Source organism: Mycobacterium sp. TH-M103, assembly GCF_057473785.1.
This window is the reverse complement of sequence record NZ_JBYCLG010000249.1, coordinates 1-16,077: the sequence shown is the minus strand read 5'-3', so window position 1 is coordinate 16,077 and position 16,077 is coordinate 1. Positions and strand designations below refer to the sequence as shown.

Genomic DNA, 16,077 nt, shown 5'->3' with positions numbered 1-16,077 from the left:
TGCACCGATGCGTCGCGGCCAGATTTCACGCCGATTTGGTACCGGCGCTCCGCAGTAGGTCGCACGCGTCGACGAAGCGGTCCCACTCGACCTCGGTTGGACGAACCAGTCCGTCGGCGACGGCGTCGGCGCTGACCACCAGACCGGGCTGGAGCGGATTCAGCAGGTTGGCGAGTGCGAGAATCTGTCCTGCCGGGCCGTCCTCGAAGCCTTGAAACACCCTGTCGCGGATCCGCGCCTGAGCCCTGTCGACACCGGCGGTCAAGTCCACCTCGGGGACCCGCAACGCCCCCTGGCAGCGGCGGACCTGCTCCTCGAAGCGATCCTCCCAGCACTCCGTCTGCCACCCGTCCCAGAGCTGCGGAAGCGCCTGGAAGATACCGATCGTGTCGGCGGTCTGCCACGCCCCCAACATTTTTCGCGGCAGGTCGATGTGCAGTCCACCTTCGGGAATCTGGCCCCGCGTCAAGCTGCGCACCCCGCGGCCGGGCAGCCTGTCCATCAGCGCGGGCCCATGCCAGGCCTTGCTGAGGTGCCACCACAGCGGCCACATCCGGATCTGCCCCGCGGCGTCGACGACAGAGACGAGATGACACAACGCATTTCGATCACGGGCGAGCCGCAGCCCTGGCCGCATATCCCACGCACAGGGCGGCAGCTCCGCGCCCACGTAGCCCGCCAGTTCGGTGGTGCCGTCGTAGGCCCAGCCGACCGAGTAGCCGGGCCACACCGCCGCGAGCACCTCCATCAGGGCCCGGCGTTCGGCCATCTCCACCATCAGTTCGTCGCCGACGAACAACACCCGGCGGCGATCGAGATCCACCACCGCACCCCCGTCGGCCCACAGCGGATCGACCCACTGATCCCTGGCGCATCGCCGTAGCGCCTGCGTAGCGCAGCGCGAGGTCGGGCCCGCCGATCAGCGCATCGAGTATGCGGCAGCCCGCCCAGTGCGAGTAATACAGTTGCCAGTCGCCATCTTTCACAACGACGAAGTTCGCTCTGTTGCCCATGCTTTCCCCTTGGTCGCCCACTGACGCGCTCACCTACGGCGCGTCGACTGAGGCGAGTCTGGTCCGGGGGTCCGACACCGGCCTGGCGCTGCGCGCGCCGACGGCGACGACGTTCGCAAGTGCCGGAGTCCGGCAGCCTCACAAACCTCATCTGCCCCACTTCGGCCGCCGCGCGGCGTGGTCCGGCCTTCCTGTCGGACCGGATCGTTACGGTGCGTTCATGCGGTCACTGATGTATCCGTCGATCGATCTGGAGAGCACCTTCGAGATGCTCGACGCCGACACCTGGCGGCGCGGCATGGCGTATGCCCGCGAGGGACGCGTGCTGCGCTGCCTGTGGGACCCGGACGCCGAGCAACTTTCCGGCACCGTCCGCGGCAACCACGGCCGCACCTACCTGACCACGGCGGAACTTGTGCCTATCGGCGACGACGCGTACGCCCTCGACGGTGGTGACTGCACCTGCCCGATGGTGCAGGACTGCAAACACGTCGCGGCGGTCGTCCTCGCCGCCGCGGGGCCCACGGTGCTGCGGCCCGCCCATGCACCGGCCCCGCCGGCTCCCCCGACATGGCGCCGATCGCTGGACGCGCTGTTGCCCCCACCCCTCACCAACGACAACACCAGGACACCACTGGCCGTCGAGCTGACGTTGGCGGTGAACGGGTCGTCGCCGATTCTCGACGCGCGGCTGGTGCGGCCCGGAAAGCGCGGCGGCTGGGTGGCCGGCGACCTGAGTTGGGCCAGGCTACCCGCGCTGCGCCACAACTATCCCGACGCCCAGGTTCGGGTGCTGCAGGAGCTCTACGCCACTTACCGGGCATCGAACTCGGCTTCGCCTGACTACTACAGCTATTCGTACGGTGGTTACGCGTACGACGACGGGAAGACGATCTCGCTGCGGCGATTCGGGTCCCCGCAATTGTGGTCGCTGCTCGACGAGGGACGCCGGGTCGGGGTGCGGCTGCTGCAGGCCCGACCTCTGCGGGAGGTGCCGCCCTACGTCGAGGGGCAGCTGTGCCTGGACGTGACCGCCAACGACTCCGGCGATCTGACCGTCACGCCGGCGCTTCGGGTCGACGGCACGACGACACGTCCCCTGGCCTTCATCGGCTCCTCGGGGCACGGCGCGGTGTACGACGACGGTGGCTTGCGGCTGGCCCGTCTGGACAAGCCGGCGCCAGAGGCTTTGCAGCGCATCGCTCTCGGTGACCAGCCGCTGGTCATCCCTGCCGACGAGGTGCCGCGCTTCGCCGCGGACTACTACCCCAGGCTGCGCCGCATCGCGGCCATCACCTCCTCCGACGATTCCTTCACGCCGCCCACGATCGTCGGCCCGTCCCTGGTCCTGCACGCGGACTACCGGGACGACCACCAGCTTGAGTTGACCTGGGAATGGGCATACCGGTTGGCCGACAACGACATTCGCGTTCCGGTCGACGCGTTTCGGCTTGCCGATTACCGCGACCCGGCGGCCGAGAGTGCGCTCGCGTCGAGCATCGACGCGCCGCTGGAGCAGGTGGGTCTCCGCGGCGCCGACGGCACTCTCACCGGAACGTCGCTGTCCGGCCTGGACACCATGCGATTCGCCACCGAAATTCAACCGCTGCTCGGCGAGCTCCCCGATATCACCCTCGAGGTTCTCGGCGATCCGGTGCACTATCGCGAAGCGGGCGGCTCGCTGGTCATCGCGGTGACGACGGACGCGGTGCCCGGCGAGACGGACTGGTTCGACCTGGGCGTCACGATCAGTATCGAGGGCAACCAGGTTCCGTTCGTCAGCGTATTCACCGCGCTCGCATCCGGCCAGTCGCACCTGCTGCTGCCCGACGGCGCCTACTTCGCCCTCGACAAGCCGGAGCTGGTCAAGCTGCGTCAGCTCATCGCCGAGGCCCGCGCGCTCACCGACGCCGAAGAGGGGCCGACCCGCATCAGCCGGTTCCAGGTGGGGATGTTCGACGAGTTGGCCGAGCTCGGGGTCGTGACCCGCCAGGCCGACGAGTGGCGGCGCCAGGTCAATGGGCTGCGCGCGCTGCAGGGCCTGGAACCGGCAGCACTGCCGGGCGGCCTGCGCGCCGAGCTCAGGCCGTATCAGGCCGACGGGTTCGCCTGGCTGGCAACCCTGTACTCCCACGGGCTCGGCGGGATCCTGGCCGACGACATGGGCCTGGGCAAGACGGTCCAGACGCTGGCGCTGATCTGCCATGCCCGCCAGCACAATCCGGGCATGGCTCCGTTTCTGGTGGTCGCACCGGCCAGCGTGGTGGCCAACTGGGCCGCCGAGGCCACACGGTTCGCACCCGAGCTGTCGGTCGTGGCACTCTACGACACCCTGCACCGCGCCGGCGCCGACCTCGACGAGTTGGCGGCGGGCGCCGACATCGTCGTCACCTCCTACACGTTGTTTCGCCTCGACTTCGACGCCCACGCCGCCCGGGCCTGGTCCGGATTGATCCTCGACGAGGCCCAGTACGTCAAGAACCATCACGCCAAGACCTACCAGTGCGCCCGCAAGCTGGCCGCACCGTTCAAGCTGGCCATCACCGGCACCCCCATGGAGAACAATCTCATGGAGCTGTGGTCGCTGCTGTCGATCACCGCCCCCGGATTGTTCCCCAGCCCGACCAAGTTCGCCGAGTTCTACGCCAAACCCATCGAAAAGAGCGGCGACGCCGAGCTTTTGGCCCTGTTCCGGCGCCGCATCAAGCCGCTGGTCAAGCGCCGCACCAAAGAGCTCGTCGCCGCCGAACTGCCGCCCAAACAAGAGCAGGTCCTCGACATCGAGCTGCCACCGCGGCATCGCGCCCTCTACAACAAGCGCCTCGCACGCGAGCGACAGAAGGTGCTCGGCCTGCTCGACGACATGCAGCGCAACCGGTTCACGATTTTGAAGTCGCTGACCGTGTTGCGGCAGATGGCGCTGCACCCCGGTCTCGTCGATCCCGCCCACGACGCGCCGGCCTGCGCCAAGATCGACGTACTCGCCGAGCATCTGCGCGACGTCGTCGACGGCGGTCACCGCGCGCTGGTGTTCAGTCAGTTCACCCGGTTCCTGGGCCGGGTCCGCGATCGCCTCGACACCGAGGGAATCGACTACTGCTACCTGGACGGGCGAACCCGCAACCGCGCCGCCGCCATACAGCGGTTCAAGGAGGGCACCGCACCGGTGTTCCTGATCAGTCTCAAGGCCGGCGGATTCGGGCTCAACCTCACCGAGGCCGACTACTGCTTCCTGCTCGACCCGTGGTGGAACCCGGCCACCGAGGCCCAGGCCGTCGACCGCACCCACCGCATCGGCCAGACGCGAAACGTCATGGTGTACAGGCTCATTGCCCGCGACACCATCGAGGACAAGGTGATGGCCCTCAACGCCCGGAAGGCCAAGTTGTTCGCCAGCGTCATCGACGACGGCAACGCGTTCGGCTCGGCGCTCACCGCCGACGACATCCGGGGACTGCTCGCCTGAGCCGACGACCGGGAACGCTTGTCGCTGTGAGGCGGGCACAAAGAGTGCCGACTCGGCCAGAGGCACCAGGCCCGGGTGACGGTCAGCTCGGCGCCAACGCTCGAGGGCATCGAAATCGTTGTCCCGGGCCACCGAGCCAACCCGCTCAGCCGTTTTGCTGGTCCCACCGCCCCGGGTCGCCTACCCTCGTCCCAGACCATGAAACTGAGCAATCCCCTGCGGCACCCCTTCCGCGTCGGACCCGTCGAAAAGCCCCGCGCCGAAGGGCGTTTCCACCTGTCCGACGGCCGTCGCCTGGGCTTCGCCGAATACGGCGACCCCCGCGGCGAGGTGGTGCTGTGGTGCCACGGCACCCCGGGTGGCAGACGCCAGCTCTCGCTACCCGGCCGGCGCGCCGCCGAACGACTCGGCCTGCGCGTGGTCGTCGTGGAGCGGCCGGGTTCGGGCCTGTCGGACCCGCACGCGTACGCCGCGGTGGCCGATTGGGCCGCCGACACGGCCGAGGTGGCCGACGCCCTCGGCGCCCAACGGCTGGGCGTCGTCGGGCTCTCCGGCGGCGGCCCCTTCGCCCTGGCCTGCGGCGCGGTGTCGCCGCCGGCCGCCCGCGTGGCCGCCGTGGCGGTGCTGGGCGGCATGGTCCCGTCGGTCGGGCCCGAGGCCGGCGCCGGCCCCGTCGACGGCCTCGCCCGCCGCGCGGCACCGCTGCTGTCGACGCTGCGCCGGCCGTTGGCGGCGCTCACGTTCGGGCTGCTCGCACCCCTGATTCCCGCCGCGCATTACGGCCTGCGCGCGTACTCGGTGTTTCAGCCCGCCGGCGACCAGCGGGTGTTCGCCGACCCCGCCATGGAGGCCGTGTTCGTCGAGGACTTCGTGCTCTCCCTCAGGGGCGGCTGCCAGGCGACCATCGACGACCTGCGCCTGTTCGGGCGCGACTGGGGTTTCCGGTTGGCCGACGTCAAGGCCCCGGTGCGGTGGTGGCACGGCGACGCCGACCCGCTGGTGCCCCTCGCCGCGGCCCGGTCGGCGGTCTCGCACCTGCCCGACGCCGACCTCGTCGTGTGTCCGGGCGAGAGCCACCTCGGCGGGTTCGCCGAGGCCGGGGCGGTCCTGGGATTCCTTCGGGAAGCGCTGTGAGACAAAACAACCCGGTCATACCACTGCTGACGTGCGACCAGCTAGACGCCGCGGCCGACCGGCTCCGGCCGGTGCTGCGACCAAGCCCCGTCATCGCGTCGCGGGTGCTCTCGGAGCACACCGGCCAACCCACCTGGCTCAAATGCGAAAACCTGCAACACACCGGCTCGTTCAAGGCCCGCGGCGCCTACCACCGGATCGCCGGCCTGAGCGCCGCGGAACGCGCCCGCGGCGTGGTCGCGGCCAGCGCCGGCAACCACGCGCAGGGCGTCGCGTGGGCCGCGACCGAACTGGGAATCGCCTCGACGGTGTTCATGCCGGTCACCGTCGCGCTGCCGAAACTGTTGGCCACCAAGGGTTATGGCGCCCAGGTCCACCTGGTCGGCGACACCGTCGACGAGGCGCTGGCCGCGGCGCTCGACTACGCGCTGCGGCATGACGCGGTGTTCATCCACCCGTTCGACCACGCCGACGTCATCGCCGGCCAGGCCACCGTCGGGCTGGAGATCCTGCACCAGATCCCCGACGTCGCAACCATTGTGGTGCCGACCGGCGGCGGCGGACTGCTCGCCGGCATCGCCACGGCCGCACATCATCTGGCGCCGCACGTCCGGGTGGTCGGCGTGCAGGCCGCCAACGCGGCGGCCTGGCCGGCCTCGCTGGCCGCCGGGCACCCGGTGCGCCTGGAGTCGATGTCGACGATCGCCGACGGCATCGCCGTCGCGATGCCCGGGGCCGTCACGTTCGCCCACGTCGCCGCGTTCGCCGACTCGGTGCGCACCGTCACCGAAGACGCCCTGTCGCATGCGCTGCTGTTGTGCATGGAGCGCGCAAAACTCGTCGTCGAACCGGCCGGGGCGGCGGCGGTGGCGGCGCTGATGACCCTGGCGCCCGAACTCGCCCTGTCCGGCCCGGTGTGTGCGGTCCTGTCCGGCGGTAACATCGACCCCCTGGTGTCGACCCACGTGATCACCCACGGCCTGCGCGCCGCCGGGCGCTACCTCTCGGTGACCGTCACCATCCCGGATCGACCCGGCGCGCTCGGCCGCCTGCTCGACGTGGTCGGCGCGAGCGGCGCCAGCGTGCTCGACGTGGTGCACTCCCGCACGGCACGCCGGCTCGCCCTGGACGAGGTCGAGGTGCGGCTCACCGTCGAGACCCGCGGCCCCGAGCACCGCGACGAGGTCCTGGCCGCCCTGACCGGGGCGAAATTCGTCGTCTCCGTCGAGGACAACCAGCGACGGTGACGTTGTCGCTGCCAGGCGCACACCCGTGCCGGGCAATCGGCTAGCTGATGTCTGCGGCGCCGCGCGGGGAAACCGTTGGCAGCCCATGCGATTCGGCTGCGCCGAGCAGCCGGCGATCGTAGGCGCAGAAAGCGGTCAGCGACTTTCGGTGGATATGCGCCGTGGCCAGGTGTATTGCGTCCAGGGTCCGCAGCTCGGCAGGCGAGCTCGTGGCCGCCGCTGCCGCGATAGCGTCCGTCAGAACAAGGGTGTCGATCGTCGCGGCGACATTTCGCGCGAGCGCTACAGCTTGGGGCCCGATTCGTGTGGCCGCTCGGATCAGCTCGATGTGGCCCACGGCGCTGGTGACGAGGTTTTCGTCGGGGTGTGCGTTGAGCCAATCGATCAGGGCCGCGGACTCTTCTTCAGCCGCAACCAGTTTCACGGTAGCCGACGTATCGAGGTAGATCATCGATCGGAGCGTTGTTCATCCAGTATGGACGAGAGTGGCGGGCCCTCGATCAGATCGGCCCTGTCGAGGGGGACTCGGGGCGCGGCAGCGGGGATCAACCGGCCGTGGGCGATGAGTTGGTCACGCACCTGTTCGGCGGGCGTGATCGGCACCAGCCGCGCTACCGGCCGACCGCGGTCGGTGATTTGGACGGTCAGCCCCGCCTTGACTTTCGCGATCCACACGCTGGCGTTCTGGCGCAATTCACGGATCCCGATGCTGTCCATGGCGACTAGTGTAGCACTTAATGTGCTACACGGAGCAGCCATGCATTTCCGCACCCGGCGCGGTCACGGCACCGGGACGTACTGCTCACACCGATACGCCGCCGGGTCGCACATCACCGGCAGGTTCGTCCAGCCGCCGTAGGTTCCGGGCGTGTCCCACGTCGGGAGCAACGGGCCGTCGTAATTGGGGTTCGGCATGTACTGGCAGGTGCCGAACTGCGCGCACGGCGGAGCGGCGTGCGCCGGCGCGGCGGTCAGCACGCCCAGCGCGGCGCCCGCCAGCACCGCCGCACCCGTCAACTTCACTGCGATCATCGCGGCCTCCCACCGGGTCGTCACCATGAGCGACACGATCCCACCGGGTCGTCGTCACCATGAGCGACACGATCCCACCGGGCACCGACAACAGGACCAACCCGCCGACATACCCGCTACGGCCGCGGCGGCAACACCGCAAGCCACCCCTCGGGCAGCAGCTCCAGCAGCTGCCCGTCGGGGTCGCGGATCATCGCCGACCCCTCGGTCACCGATTCGGAGACCACCGCTCCCCCGAAGTCCGCGACCCGGGCCAGCACGCCGGGCAGGTCGGACACCGAGAACGAGATGTGCGTCAGCCCCACCTGGTCCATGACGCGCTCGGGCCCGGCATGCACGTCGCGCCTGGAGTAGTCGATCAGTTCGAGCACGAACCCGTCACGCACCAGATACGTCGCGTGCACGCCCAGCGGCTCGGGCAGCCCCACCAGCCGGGCGGTGCGGTCGTCGGGCGGCTCGATCTCCCACCAGAACTCGAACCCGAGCAGCCCCTCGTAGAAGCGCCGCGACCGCTCCCGATCCGCGACACACAACCCGACATGGTTGAAAACCGTTCGGTGACTTTCCATTACAGTCCTCCCGGCAGCGCCTTGTGGACCGGCGCCCCACCGACCGCGAAATCCGCGAATGGCCGACCACCCAGGGTGATAGCTTAGCGACCGGACGCCGGTGCCACGGGCGCGCCGCAATCCGGCGAAAACCACGCTGGGCGCGAGAGGGAGCCGCGATGAGCCGGCAGGATTCGTCGAATGGCCCCCGGCCGTCGGAGCCGCGTGACGCCCGCGCATTCACCGCACACTTCGATCGCATGTACACGCGGTGGGCCCGCCCCTACGACCTGGCGGTCAAGCTGCTGCCGGTCTGGCGGCATTGGCTCAGCGCAGCGCTCCCGCACATCCGCGGCCCGCGTGTCCTCGAGGTTTCTTTCGGAACCGGTTGGTTGCTCACCCGCTGCGCCAACAACTTCGACACCTGCGGGGTGGACCTCAACGCGCGCATGGTCGCGGTCGCCCGGCACAATCTGCGCCGGGCGGGCGTGACGGCCCAGCTGCGTCAGGCAAACGTCGAGGCGCTGCCCTTCGCCGACGGCCAGTTCGACACCGTCGTCAACACCATGTCCTTCAGCGGCTATCCCGACGCTCAACGGGCCATGACCCAAATGCATCGCGTGCTAAGGCATCAGGGGCGGCTGGTATTGATCGACGTGGGCTATCCCGACGACGGCCACCGGCTGGGCCGCACCGTGGCCGGCTTGTGGAAGCGCGCGGGCGACGTGATCCGCGACATGCCGGCGATCTTCGACAGCTTCGGGTTCGATGTCCACCACGAGCAACTCGGTGGTTTCGGCAGCGTCCACCTCTACGTCGCGACCAAACAGCGGCCGGCCGGTCTCGAAACCTGACAGCGAACGCTATCTCCGCACCGCTCGAAGGCGTAATAATGCACAGACAAACCACTACGCGCGCAATCCCCACCTCGGCCAGATCTCCTTGCCGTGAAAGGCTTCCCGATGGTCACACGCCCCGGCATCACCGACGACGCAATCGTCGACTTCGACCATCACTCCGACGAATTCAACCTCGACGAACTGGCTGTCAACGCCAACCTCCGACAACGATGCCCGGTCGCCTGGAACACCAACTACGGCGGCTTCTGGTACCTCAGCAGCTATGACGCCGTCAGCCGCGCCGCCCGCGATGGCGAGACCTTCGCCCACAAATACGAGCCCGACGCCGACGACGGCGTCGACTACCAGGGCGAGATGGGTGTCCCGCGCCCCGAAGGCCAACCGGCGCTGGGCATCGGCGAGATCGACGGCCCGTATCACCAGGCGCTGCGGCACGCGCTGGCCCCGTTCCTCTCCCCCGGCGCCGTGCACAAACTCGAGCCGTTCATGGAGCAGAAGGCACACGAGTTCCTCGACCGCCGCATCGCCGACGGCCGGATGGACCTCGTGCTCGACTACGCCAGCCCGGTCCCGGCCATCCTCACCATGAAGCTCATGGGCCTGCCGTACGACAACTGGCACCTCTACGCCAACCTGTTCCACTCCGTCATGGCGCTCTCGCAGGACAGCACCGAGTACGCACAGGCCATCGCGCAGGTGCCCGCCCTGATGCAGGGCGTCCTCGACTTCGCGGCCGCCCGGCGCGGCAATCCGCGAGACGACCTGACCAGCTTCCTCATCGCGTTCGAATTCGACGGCCGGCGCCTCTCCGACGAACAACTGCTCAACATCCTGTGGAACCTCATCGCCGGCGGTGTGGACACCACGACCTCCCAGACCGCGCTGACCCTGCTGCACCTGGGCACCCACCCGCAGCTGCGCCGACAACTCATCGACCACCCCGAACTGCACCGCAGCGCCACCGACGAGTTCCTGCGCTACTTCTCGGTCAACCAGACCCTGAGCCGCACCGTGACCCGCGACGTCGAAATCGGCGGTCAACACCTGCGGAAAAACGACCGCGTCGTCCTCAGCTGGCTCTCGGCCAACCACGACGCGAAGGAGTTCGACCGGCCCGACGAGATCGTGCTGGACCGCGCACCCAACCGCCACGTCGCGTTCGGGCTGGGGCCGCACCGCTGCATCGGCTCGCACCTGGCGCGCGTGGTGTCGCAGGTGATGGTCGCCGCGGTGCTCGAGCGCATTCCCGACTACCGCGTCGAACTCGAGGGCGTCCGCCAGTATCTGGGCAACCCCAGCATGACCGGGCTGGCCACGCTGCCGGTCACCTTCGCCCCGGCGCCATCTCAGCCCAGAATCGGAAAGTGACGCTGGGCGGCCAGTGCCTGCAGGCCCTTCTGCATCACCCAACGCACATGCGCGTCAAGCCTTTTGACGTCAGCAGCGACGCCGACCGCTGCGAGGTCGATCGGTGGCAACACCTCGGTGACGATCTTGGTGGGCAGCGGAATGTTGACCGGCGCCAAGACGCTGAGACCGAACGGAAAGCCGAACGTGATCGGCAGGATGTTCGTTCGGAAGAACTTGCGTTCGAACTTGGTGAGCCCGAGCAGGCGCGACAACCACTGGCCGCGCGACAGAAAGAACTGGCTTTCCTGCCCGCCGATGGAGACCGCGGGAACGATCGGCACGCCGGCCTCCATCGCCGTGCTGATGTAGCCGGTTCGCCCGTCGAAGTCGATGGCGTTCTCGCGCAGGGTCGGCCGGTAGACGTCGAAGTCCCCGCCCGGGAAGACCAGCACGACGCCACCGGCATCCAGGGCCCTGGCGGCGTTCTCGCGGGTCGCCCGTATCACCCCGGTGCGCCGGAAGAAGTCGGCGGCCGGGCCGGCGAAGACCGTGTCGAAGGCGAGCGCGTAGAGGGGACGCTCGTAGCCGTAGGTGTCGTAGTAGTCGACCGCGAACACCGACAGGTCGAAGGTCAGCATGCCGCCGGAATGGTTGGCCACCACCAACGACGGCCCCGGCGGCATGTTGTCCAGGCCGCGCACCTCGGAGCGGAAGTAGCGCTTGACGATCGGTCGGGTCAGCGCGATTATGCGCTCGGTCATGCCGCGGTCCCATTTGTCGACGTCGGTCACGCCGGTGGGGGCATCGGTCATCTCGTACCTGCTCTCCGGTGAGCGTGAGCAGATGCTACGAGCCCCGCACCACGGCCGCTAGAGCAACTGGGCCACAACACCCTTGACGATCTCCTCTGGATCTTGCCCGATGCCCACCGCACGCAGCTCGCCGCCGATCGTCAGCGACGCGATCCCGTGCACCAGCGACCACAGCGGCGCGGCGAGTTCGCGCGGATCGTCCCCGTCGACGAGGCCCGCCTGCTGACACGTCGTGATCGCGGCGAGCAGGTCGTCGAACGCCCGCTCGGCGGCCGTCGCCAGGCTCGGGCGCTCGGCCTTGAGCGACTCCGACCCGAACATCACCTGGTAGTGGTCGGGATGGCCGACGGCCCAGCGCACATACACCCGGCCCAGCTCGATCACGCGCTCCCGCGGTTCCGCCACGCGCTCGGCGGCCGCCGCCAGCTCGGCGTGCAGGTCACCGAAGCCCTGCTCGGCGACCGCGGCCAGCAGCTCCGCCTTGTCGGCGAAGTGCCGATACGGCGCCGCGGCGCTCACACCCGCGCGCCGGGCGGCCTCGGTGAGCGTGAAACCCTTCGGCCCCTTCTCGGCCACCAGCGCCAGCGCCGCGTCGGTCAGCGCGCGCTTGAGGTCGCCGTGGTGGTAGCTGTTGCGCCGCGCGACCCGAGCCATGTTGACGACATTAACATCGTAGTCTATGTTAATGCTATTCACATCGTCAGCGGAGGGAGCCCCCGATGACCACACCGCTCGAACTGCTGGCCGGCGACCGCGACCGCGAGAAGACCGCCGACCTGCTGGGCCAAGCCCTCGCCCAGGGCTACCTGCAGCTGCCCGACTACGACGCGCGGCTGCAGGCCGTCTTCGAGACGCACACCGCCGGCGAGCTTCGGCAGGTCCTCACCGACCTGCCGGTCGAGCGCATCCGCCGCCACGATCCCCGCCGCCGCGCCGCCCGCGTCGCCGCGGCGCGCCGCGGGGTGCGCCTGCACGCGGGCGCCTACCTGGCCATGGCCGTCGTCGCGCTCGCGGTCTGGGCCGCCGTCGCCGCCACGACCGCCGCGACGTACTTCTGGCCGATCTGGCCGATCCTTGGCGGCGCGATCGGCCTGGCCGGCCACGCTCTGAGTGTCAAATCCGTTGCAATCGAAGAGAAATCATGTCCAATCACGCGTGGGCGGTGATCACCGGGGCCAGTTCCGGGCTGGGCGCGGTCTTCGCCGACCAGCTCGCGGCGCGGGGCTTCCCGCTGGTGCTGGCCGGACGGGACCGCGCGCGCCCGTACGTGGAGCTGGTCGTCGGCGACCTGGGCGCCGGAACGCCGGCCTGATCGCCCATCTCGACGGGCGGGCGATGGACGTCCTGGTTAACAACGCCGGGTTCGGCACCTACGGCGCGTTCGCCGAGATCGACACCGGGCGCGAGCACGAACTGGTCGCGGTCAACGTCGACGCACTGGTGCGCCTGACCCACGCGGTGTTGCCGGGCATGCTGGCGCGAGGCCGCGGCGGCATCCTGAACGTCGCCTCCACCATCGCGTTTCAGCCGGGCCCATACCAGGCCACCTACGGTGCTTCCAAGGCGTTCGTCCTCTCGCTCAGTCAGGCTTTGTGGGCCGAGACCCGCGGCTCGGGCGTCACGGTGACCGCGCTGTGCCCCGGGCCCACCCGCACCGGGTTCGTCGACGCGCTCGGCTCGGACGTTTCGCACACCGCGATCTACGGCGCCTCGCCACCGAACCCGTGGTGGCCGCCCGCCTGCGCGCCTTCGACCGTGGCCACGCCGCGGTCGTGCCGGGGTGGCGCTACCGGGTGATGGCCACCGGCGGACGGCTCCCGCCCGGCCAGCTCTCGGCGCTCCTCATTGGGCGGATGCTGCGTCCCGCCGCAGCGGCGGGTTCTAAAGTGCGTTCATGAACGACATGACGGCGGGTTTCGCGGAGATCGTCGGGACCCACTACCTGCTGACCGGGGACGCGATCCCCGACGACTACGCCCACGACGAGGACCTGGGCCAGCCGCCGCAGAAGCCGGCTTACCTGGCAAAGCCGTCGAGCGCCGAGGAGGTCGCGCGGCTGCTCGAGACCGCCACGCACAACAAGGTTCCCGTGACGGCCCGCGGTTCGGGCACGGGGCTCTCGGGCGCGGCGATCCCCCGGGCCGACGGGCTCTTGATCTCCTTCGAGCGGATGAACAAGATCCTCGAGGTCGACACGGTCAACCAGGTCGCCGTCGTGCAGCCGGGAGTGACGCTGACCGAGCTGGACGCCGCGACCACCGATTATGGGCTGCGCTACATGGTCCACCCGGGCGAGCTGTCCTCCAGCGTCGGCGGCAACGTCGGCACCAACGCCGGCGGGATGAACGCGGTCAAGTACGGGATCGCCCGCCACAACGTGGTCGGACTGCAGGCCGTGTTGCCGACCGGCGAGATCATCCGCACCGGCGGCAGGATCGCCAAGGTGTCCACCGGCTACGACCTCACGCAGTTGATCGTCGGCTCCGAGGGCACCCTGGCGCTGGCCACCGAGGTGATCGTCAAGCTGCACCCGCGGCTCGAGCACAGCGCCACCGTGCTGGCCCCGTTCGCCGACTTCGACCAGGTGATGGCGGCGGTGCCAGCGATCCTGGCCAGCGGGCTCGGGCCCTACATCCTCGAGTACGTCGACAACATGACGATGGCCGCGATCGTCCACACCCAGCACCTGGAGCTGGGTGTTCCCGACGCGATCCGCGACAGCTGCCAGGCCTATCTCGTTGTGGCGCTCGAAAACCGGACGGCCGACCGGCTCGACGAGGACGTCGAGCGGGCCGGCGAGCTGCTGGCCGAGCTCGGCGCCGCCGACGCGTACGTGCTCGAAGGAGCCTCGGCGCGCAAGCTCATCGAGGCCCGCGAGAAGGCGTTCTGGACGGCCAAGGCCATGGGCGCCGACGACATCATCGACACCGTGGTGCCACGCGGCGCGATGCCGAAATTCCTTGCCGCCGCGCGGGACCTGGCGGGGGCCGCGGGCGGTGGTGCGGTCGGCTGCGGGCACGCCGGCGACGGCAACGTGCACCTGGCGATCTTCTGCAAGGAGCCGACGGCGCGCAAGAAGCTCATGACCGACATCTTCGCGCTCGCAATGGAAGTGGGCGGCGCCATCTCCGGCGAGCACGGCCTCGGGCGCGCCAAGACGCCGTACTTCCTCGAACTCGAAGACCCGGTCAAGGTGGGCCTGCTGCGCCGCATCAAACAGAGCTTCGACCCGGCGGGCATCCTCAACCCCGACGTGCTGTTCGGCTGACCCAGCCGTCACCTGGCCGCGGGTTGTCCGATGTGCCCGCCTCGGAGCGACAAATCCGGCCGCCGCGCGGTTGTCGCTCCGAGGCGGGCAAAACGCCGGTCGCCTCGGCCAGGTGCACGTGTGGCCGATGTGACCGGGCCTGGCCCACTGCGCTCACATGCCGAAGTGCGTACGACGCACCGCCGCAACGGCTTCCGAGGCGCCGCTGACGTCGACCCGCGCCACGACCCGCCGGCCGGCAGCGGCCCACACCACCTCGAGCTCACCACCGCGAAGCCTCCCTGCCGAGAAACCGGCCGCCGCGACCCACGTTGCGCCACAACGCCGCATCCATGTCCGACGCCAGCAGACACGGCGCGAGCCCGTTCGCCCGCCGCACGTCCTCGTGATGGACGAAGAACTCGTTGAGATTCGCCATCGCACGCACTAACCCCGATGCGCAAGAACCCGACGGGCGGTCCGGAGCGGACCCGCGTAACCAGCGACGCGAAATCCTGGCGCGCGGCCAGCGCCGACCGGTGCACTCGGCGAACCGCGCGAACGCACCGGGCAGCACGAGGCACGGGCCGGCAAGCCGGCAAGGGCGTCGTGTTCCCGCAACACCACGTGCGCGGCCAGATCGTGCGCGGCCAGATCGTGCGCGGTCCAGCCCTCGATCAGGGCGGGAACGGAGGGGCGAGTTCGTCGGGCAGGTCGCAGAACTCCAAACGCTCCCGCATGTCCAGCGGAACAGCGGCCATGGCGCCCGAGTCTATGCGCTCCGGCACGCGATTGACCCGCCGGCGGCGACGTGCCAGAATTATGGGTTGCGCAACCCACTGTTATCCTCGCCCACGGAGCATGGGCCGACGGGTCGAGCTGAGCCGGCTTCCATTAACGCCTTTGCCTAGCACACGGGCGACCGGGAACACGCAGTGCTCGCCGCGGCCCATCGCCGCGGCGTACATCCGGACGCCGGTGCCCGAACCCGGATGGAAGGAGCTACCCGCCTGGTAGCTGATCGCCGAGGAAGACCGGATGATCAACCGGGCCACCCAAAAGTTCATGGCCGAATGCGTGAACGCCCACACGCGGACACACCCGGTCGATCACGCGCCGCTGATCACCGGCCGGAGGTCGTCACCGAAATCCTCGCCGAGGCGATTCGGGCGGTGTCGGTCATCGACAGTTAACCCACGAATTCCGAAATCTCGCGCAGCAGCGCCGCTTTGCCCTTGGCGCCAGTGATCCGTTTCACCGGTTGCCCGTCCTTGAACAGGATCATGGTGGGGATCGACACCACCTGGAACTGGGAGGCGGTCTGCGGGTTGGCGTCGACGTCGAGCTTGGCCACCGTCAGCTGCTCGC

The 16,077-nt window shown here is 69.4% G+C and carries 17 protein-coding genes and 1 pseudogene; 9 read left to right on the top strand and 9 right to left on the bottom strand.

Annotation, left to right across the window (positions count from 1 at the left end; genetic code table 11):
• Window positions 1-25 precede the first annotated feature (25 nt).
• A complete protein-coding gene (locus tag AC2VOR_RS14285; protein ID WP_486963984.1) occupies window positions 26-823 on the bottom strand; it encodes a hypothetical protein in 798 nt (265 codons plus the stop codon).
• 410 nt (window positions 824-1,233) lie between these two features.
• Here AC2VOR_RS14285 and AC2VOR_RS14280 point away from each other — a divergent pair, with 410 nt between their 5' ends.
• The 3 genes from AC2VOR_RS14280 (at window position 1,234) to ilvA (ending at window position 6,860) form a co-directional block, all read left to right on the top strand.
• A complete protein-coding gene (locus tag AC2VOR_RS14280) occupies window positions 1,234-4,479 on the top strand; it encodes an SNF2-related protein (protein WP_369738166.1) in 3,246 nt (1,081 codons plus the stop codon).
• Window positions 4,480-4,677: 198 nt separating this feature from the next.
• Window positions 4,678-5,613 (top strand): alpha/beta fold hydrolase, encoded by a 936-nt coding sequence (locus tag AC2VOR_RS14275; RefSeq protein WP_369738165.1) that lies wholly within the window; start codon window positions 4,678-4,680, stop codon window positions 5,611-5,613.
• A complete protein-coding gene (gene ilvA / locus AC2VOR_RS14270; protein ID WP_369738164.1) occupies window positions 5,610-6,860 on the top strand; it encodes a threonine ammonia-lyase in 1,251 nt (416 codons plus the stop codon). The genes AC2VOR_RS14275 and ilvA overlap by 4 nt, the downstream gene beginning before the upstream one ends.
• Before the next feature lie 40 nt (window positions 6,861-6,900).
• Here the strand turns inward: ilvA and AC2VOR_RS14265 are convergent, their stop codons facing one another.
• The 4 genes from AC2VOR_RS14265 to AC2VOR_RS14250 all read right to left on the bottom strand — a co-directional run bounded on the left by AC2VOR_RS14265 (window position 6,901) and on the right by AC2VOR_RS14250 (window position 8,461).
• On the bottom strand, window positions 6,901-7,311 hold the full coding sequence (locus AC2VOR_RS14265) for a type II toxin-antitoxin system VapC family toxin (RefSeq protein WP_369738163.1): 411 nt from the start codon (window positions 7,309-7,311) through the stop codon (window positions 6,901-6,903).
• Entirely contained in the window at window positions 7,308-7,577 is a 270-nt protein-coding gene (locus tag AC2VOR_RS14260; protein ID WP_369738162.1) for a type II toxin-antitoxin system Phd/YefM family antitoxin, read from the bottom strand. The genes AC2VOR_RS14265 and AC2VOR_RS14260 overlap by 4 nt, the downstream gene beginning before the upstream one ends.
• Before the next feature lie 63 nt (window positions 7,578-7,640).
• Complete coding sequence (locus AC2VOR_RS14255; protein WP_369738161.1) at window positions 7,641-7,919, bottom strand: hypothetical protein; 279 nt, start codon at window positions 7,917-7,919, stop codon at window positions 7,641-7,643.
• Between the two features lie 89 nt (window positions 7,920-8,008).
• Window positions 8,009-8,461: a VOC family protein gene (locus tag AC2VOR_RS14250; RefSeq protein ID WP_369738160.1), complete on the bottom strand. Its 453-nt coding sequence runs from the start codon at window positions 8,459-8,461 to the stop codon at window positions 8,009-8,011.
• Between the two features lie 239 nt (window positions 8,462-8,700).
• Between AC2VOR_RS14250 and AC2VOR_RS14245 the strand changes: the two genes are divergently transcribed.
• Both AC2VOR_RS14245 and AC2VOR_RS14240 read left to right on the top strand, forming a co-directional pair.
• A complete protein-coding gene (locus AC2VOR_RS14245; protein ID WP_369738159.1) occupies window positions 8,701-9,294 on the top strand; it encodes a class I SAM-dependent methyltransferase in 594 nt (197 codons plus the stop codon).
• A 108-nt stretch (window positions 9,295-9,402) separates the two neighbouring features.
• A complete protein-coding gene (locus AC2VOR_RS14240) occupies window positions 9,403-10,668 on the top strand; it encodes a cytochrome P450 (RefSeq protein ID WP_369738158.1) in 1,266 nt (421 codons plus the stop codon).
• Here AC2VOR_RS14240 and AC2VOR_RS14235 read toward each other — a convergent pair.
• Window positions 10,647-11,462, bottom strand: a complete 816-nt coding sequence (locus AC2VOR_RS14235; RefSeq protein WP_369738157.1) for a lysophospholipid acyltransferase family protein — start codon at window positions 11,460-11,462, stop codon at window positions 10,647-10,649. The genes AC2VOR_RS14240 and AC2VOR_RS14235 overlap by 22 nt on opposite strands.
• A gap of 57 nt (window positions 11,463-11,519) precedes the next feature.
• Window positions 11,520-12,116 carry a TetR/AcrR family transcriptional regulator gene (locus AC2VOR_RS14230; RefSeq protein ID WP_369738156.1) on the bottom strand — a complete coding sequence of 199 codons (597 nt, stop codon included), beginning with the start codon at window positions 12,114-12,116 and terminating at the stop codon, window positions 11,520-11,522.
• Between the two features lie 65 nt (window positions 12,117-12,181).
• Between AC2VOR_RS14230 and AC2VOR_RS14225 the strand changes: the two genes are divergently transcribed.
• From AC2VOR_RS14225 to AC2VOR_RS14210, 4 genes are all read left to right on the top strand, one after another.
• Window positions 12,182-12,628, top strand: coding sequence for a DUF1707 domain-containing protein (locus AC2VOR_RS14225; protein ID WP_369738155.1), 447 nt, complete (start codon window positions 12,182-12,184; stop codon window positions 12,626-12,628).
• Window positions 12,604-12,774 (top strand): hypothetical protein, encoded by a 171-nt coding sequence (locus AC2VOR_RS14220; protein WP_369738154.1) that lies wholly within the window; start codon window positions 12,604-12,606, stop codon window positions 12,772-12,774. The genes AC2VOR_RS14225 and AC2VOR_RS14220 overlap by 25 nt, the downstream gene beginning before the upstream one ends.
• A gap of 23 nt (window positions 12,775-12,797) precedes the next feature.
• Window positions 12,798-13,259 (top strand): SDR family NAD(P)-dependent oxidoreductase, encoded by a 462-nt coding sequence (locus AC2VOR_RS14215; RefSeq protein ID WP_369738153.1) that lies wholly within the window; start codon window positions 12,798-12,800, stop codon window positions 13,257-13,259.
• Between the two features lie 97 nt (window positions 13,260-13,356).
• Window positions 13,357-14,730: an FAD-binding oxidoreductase gene (locus tag AC2VOR_RS14210; protein ID WP_369738152.1), complete on the top strand. Its 1,374-nt coding sequence runs from the start codon at window positions 13,357-13,359 to the stop codon at window positions 14,728-14,730.
• A 153-nt stretch (window positions 14,731-14,883) separates the two neighbouring features.
• Here AC2VOR_RS14210 and AC2VOR_RS14205 read toward each other — a convergent pair.
• Both AC2VOR_RS14205 and AC2VOR_RS14200 read right to left on the bottom strand, forming a co-directional pair.
• Window positions 14,884-15,470: pseudogene (locus AC2VOR_RS14205) on the bottom strand (TIGR03085 family metal-binding protein).
• A 428-nt stretch (window positions 15,471-15,898) separates the two neighbouring features.
• Window positions 15,899-16,077 (bottom strand): thioredoxin family protein (locus AC2VOR_RS14200; protein WP_486963985.1); only part of this gene is annotated, 179 nt, incomplete at its 5' end.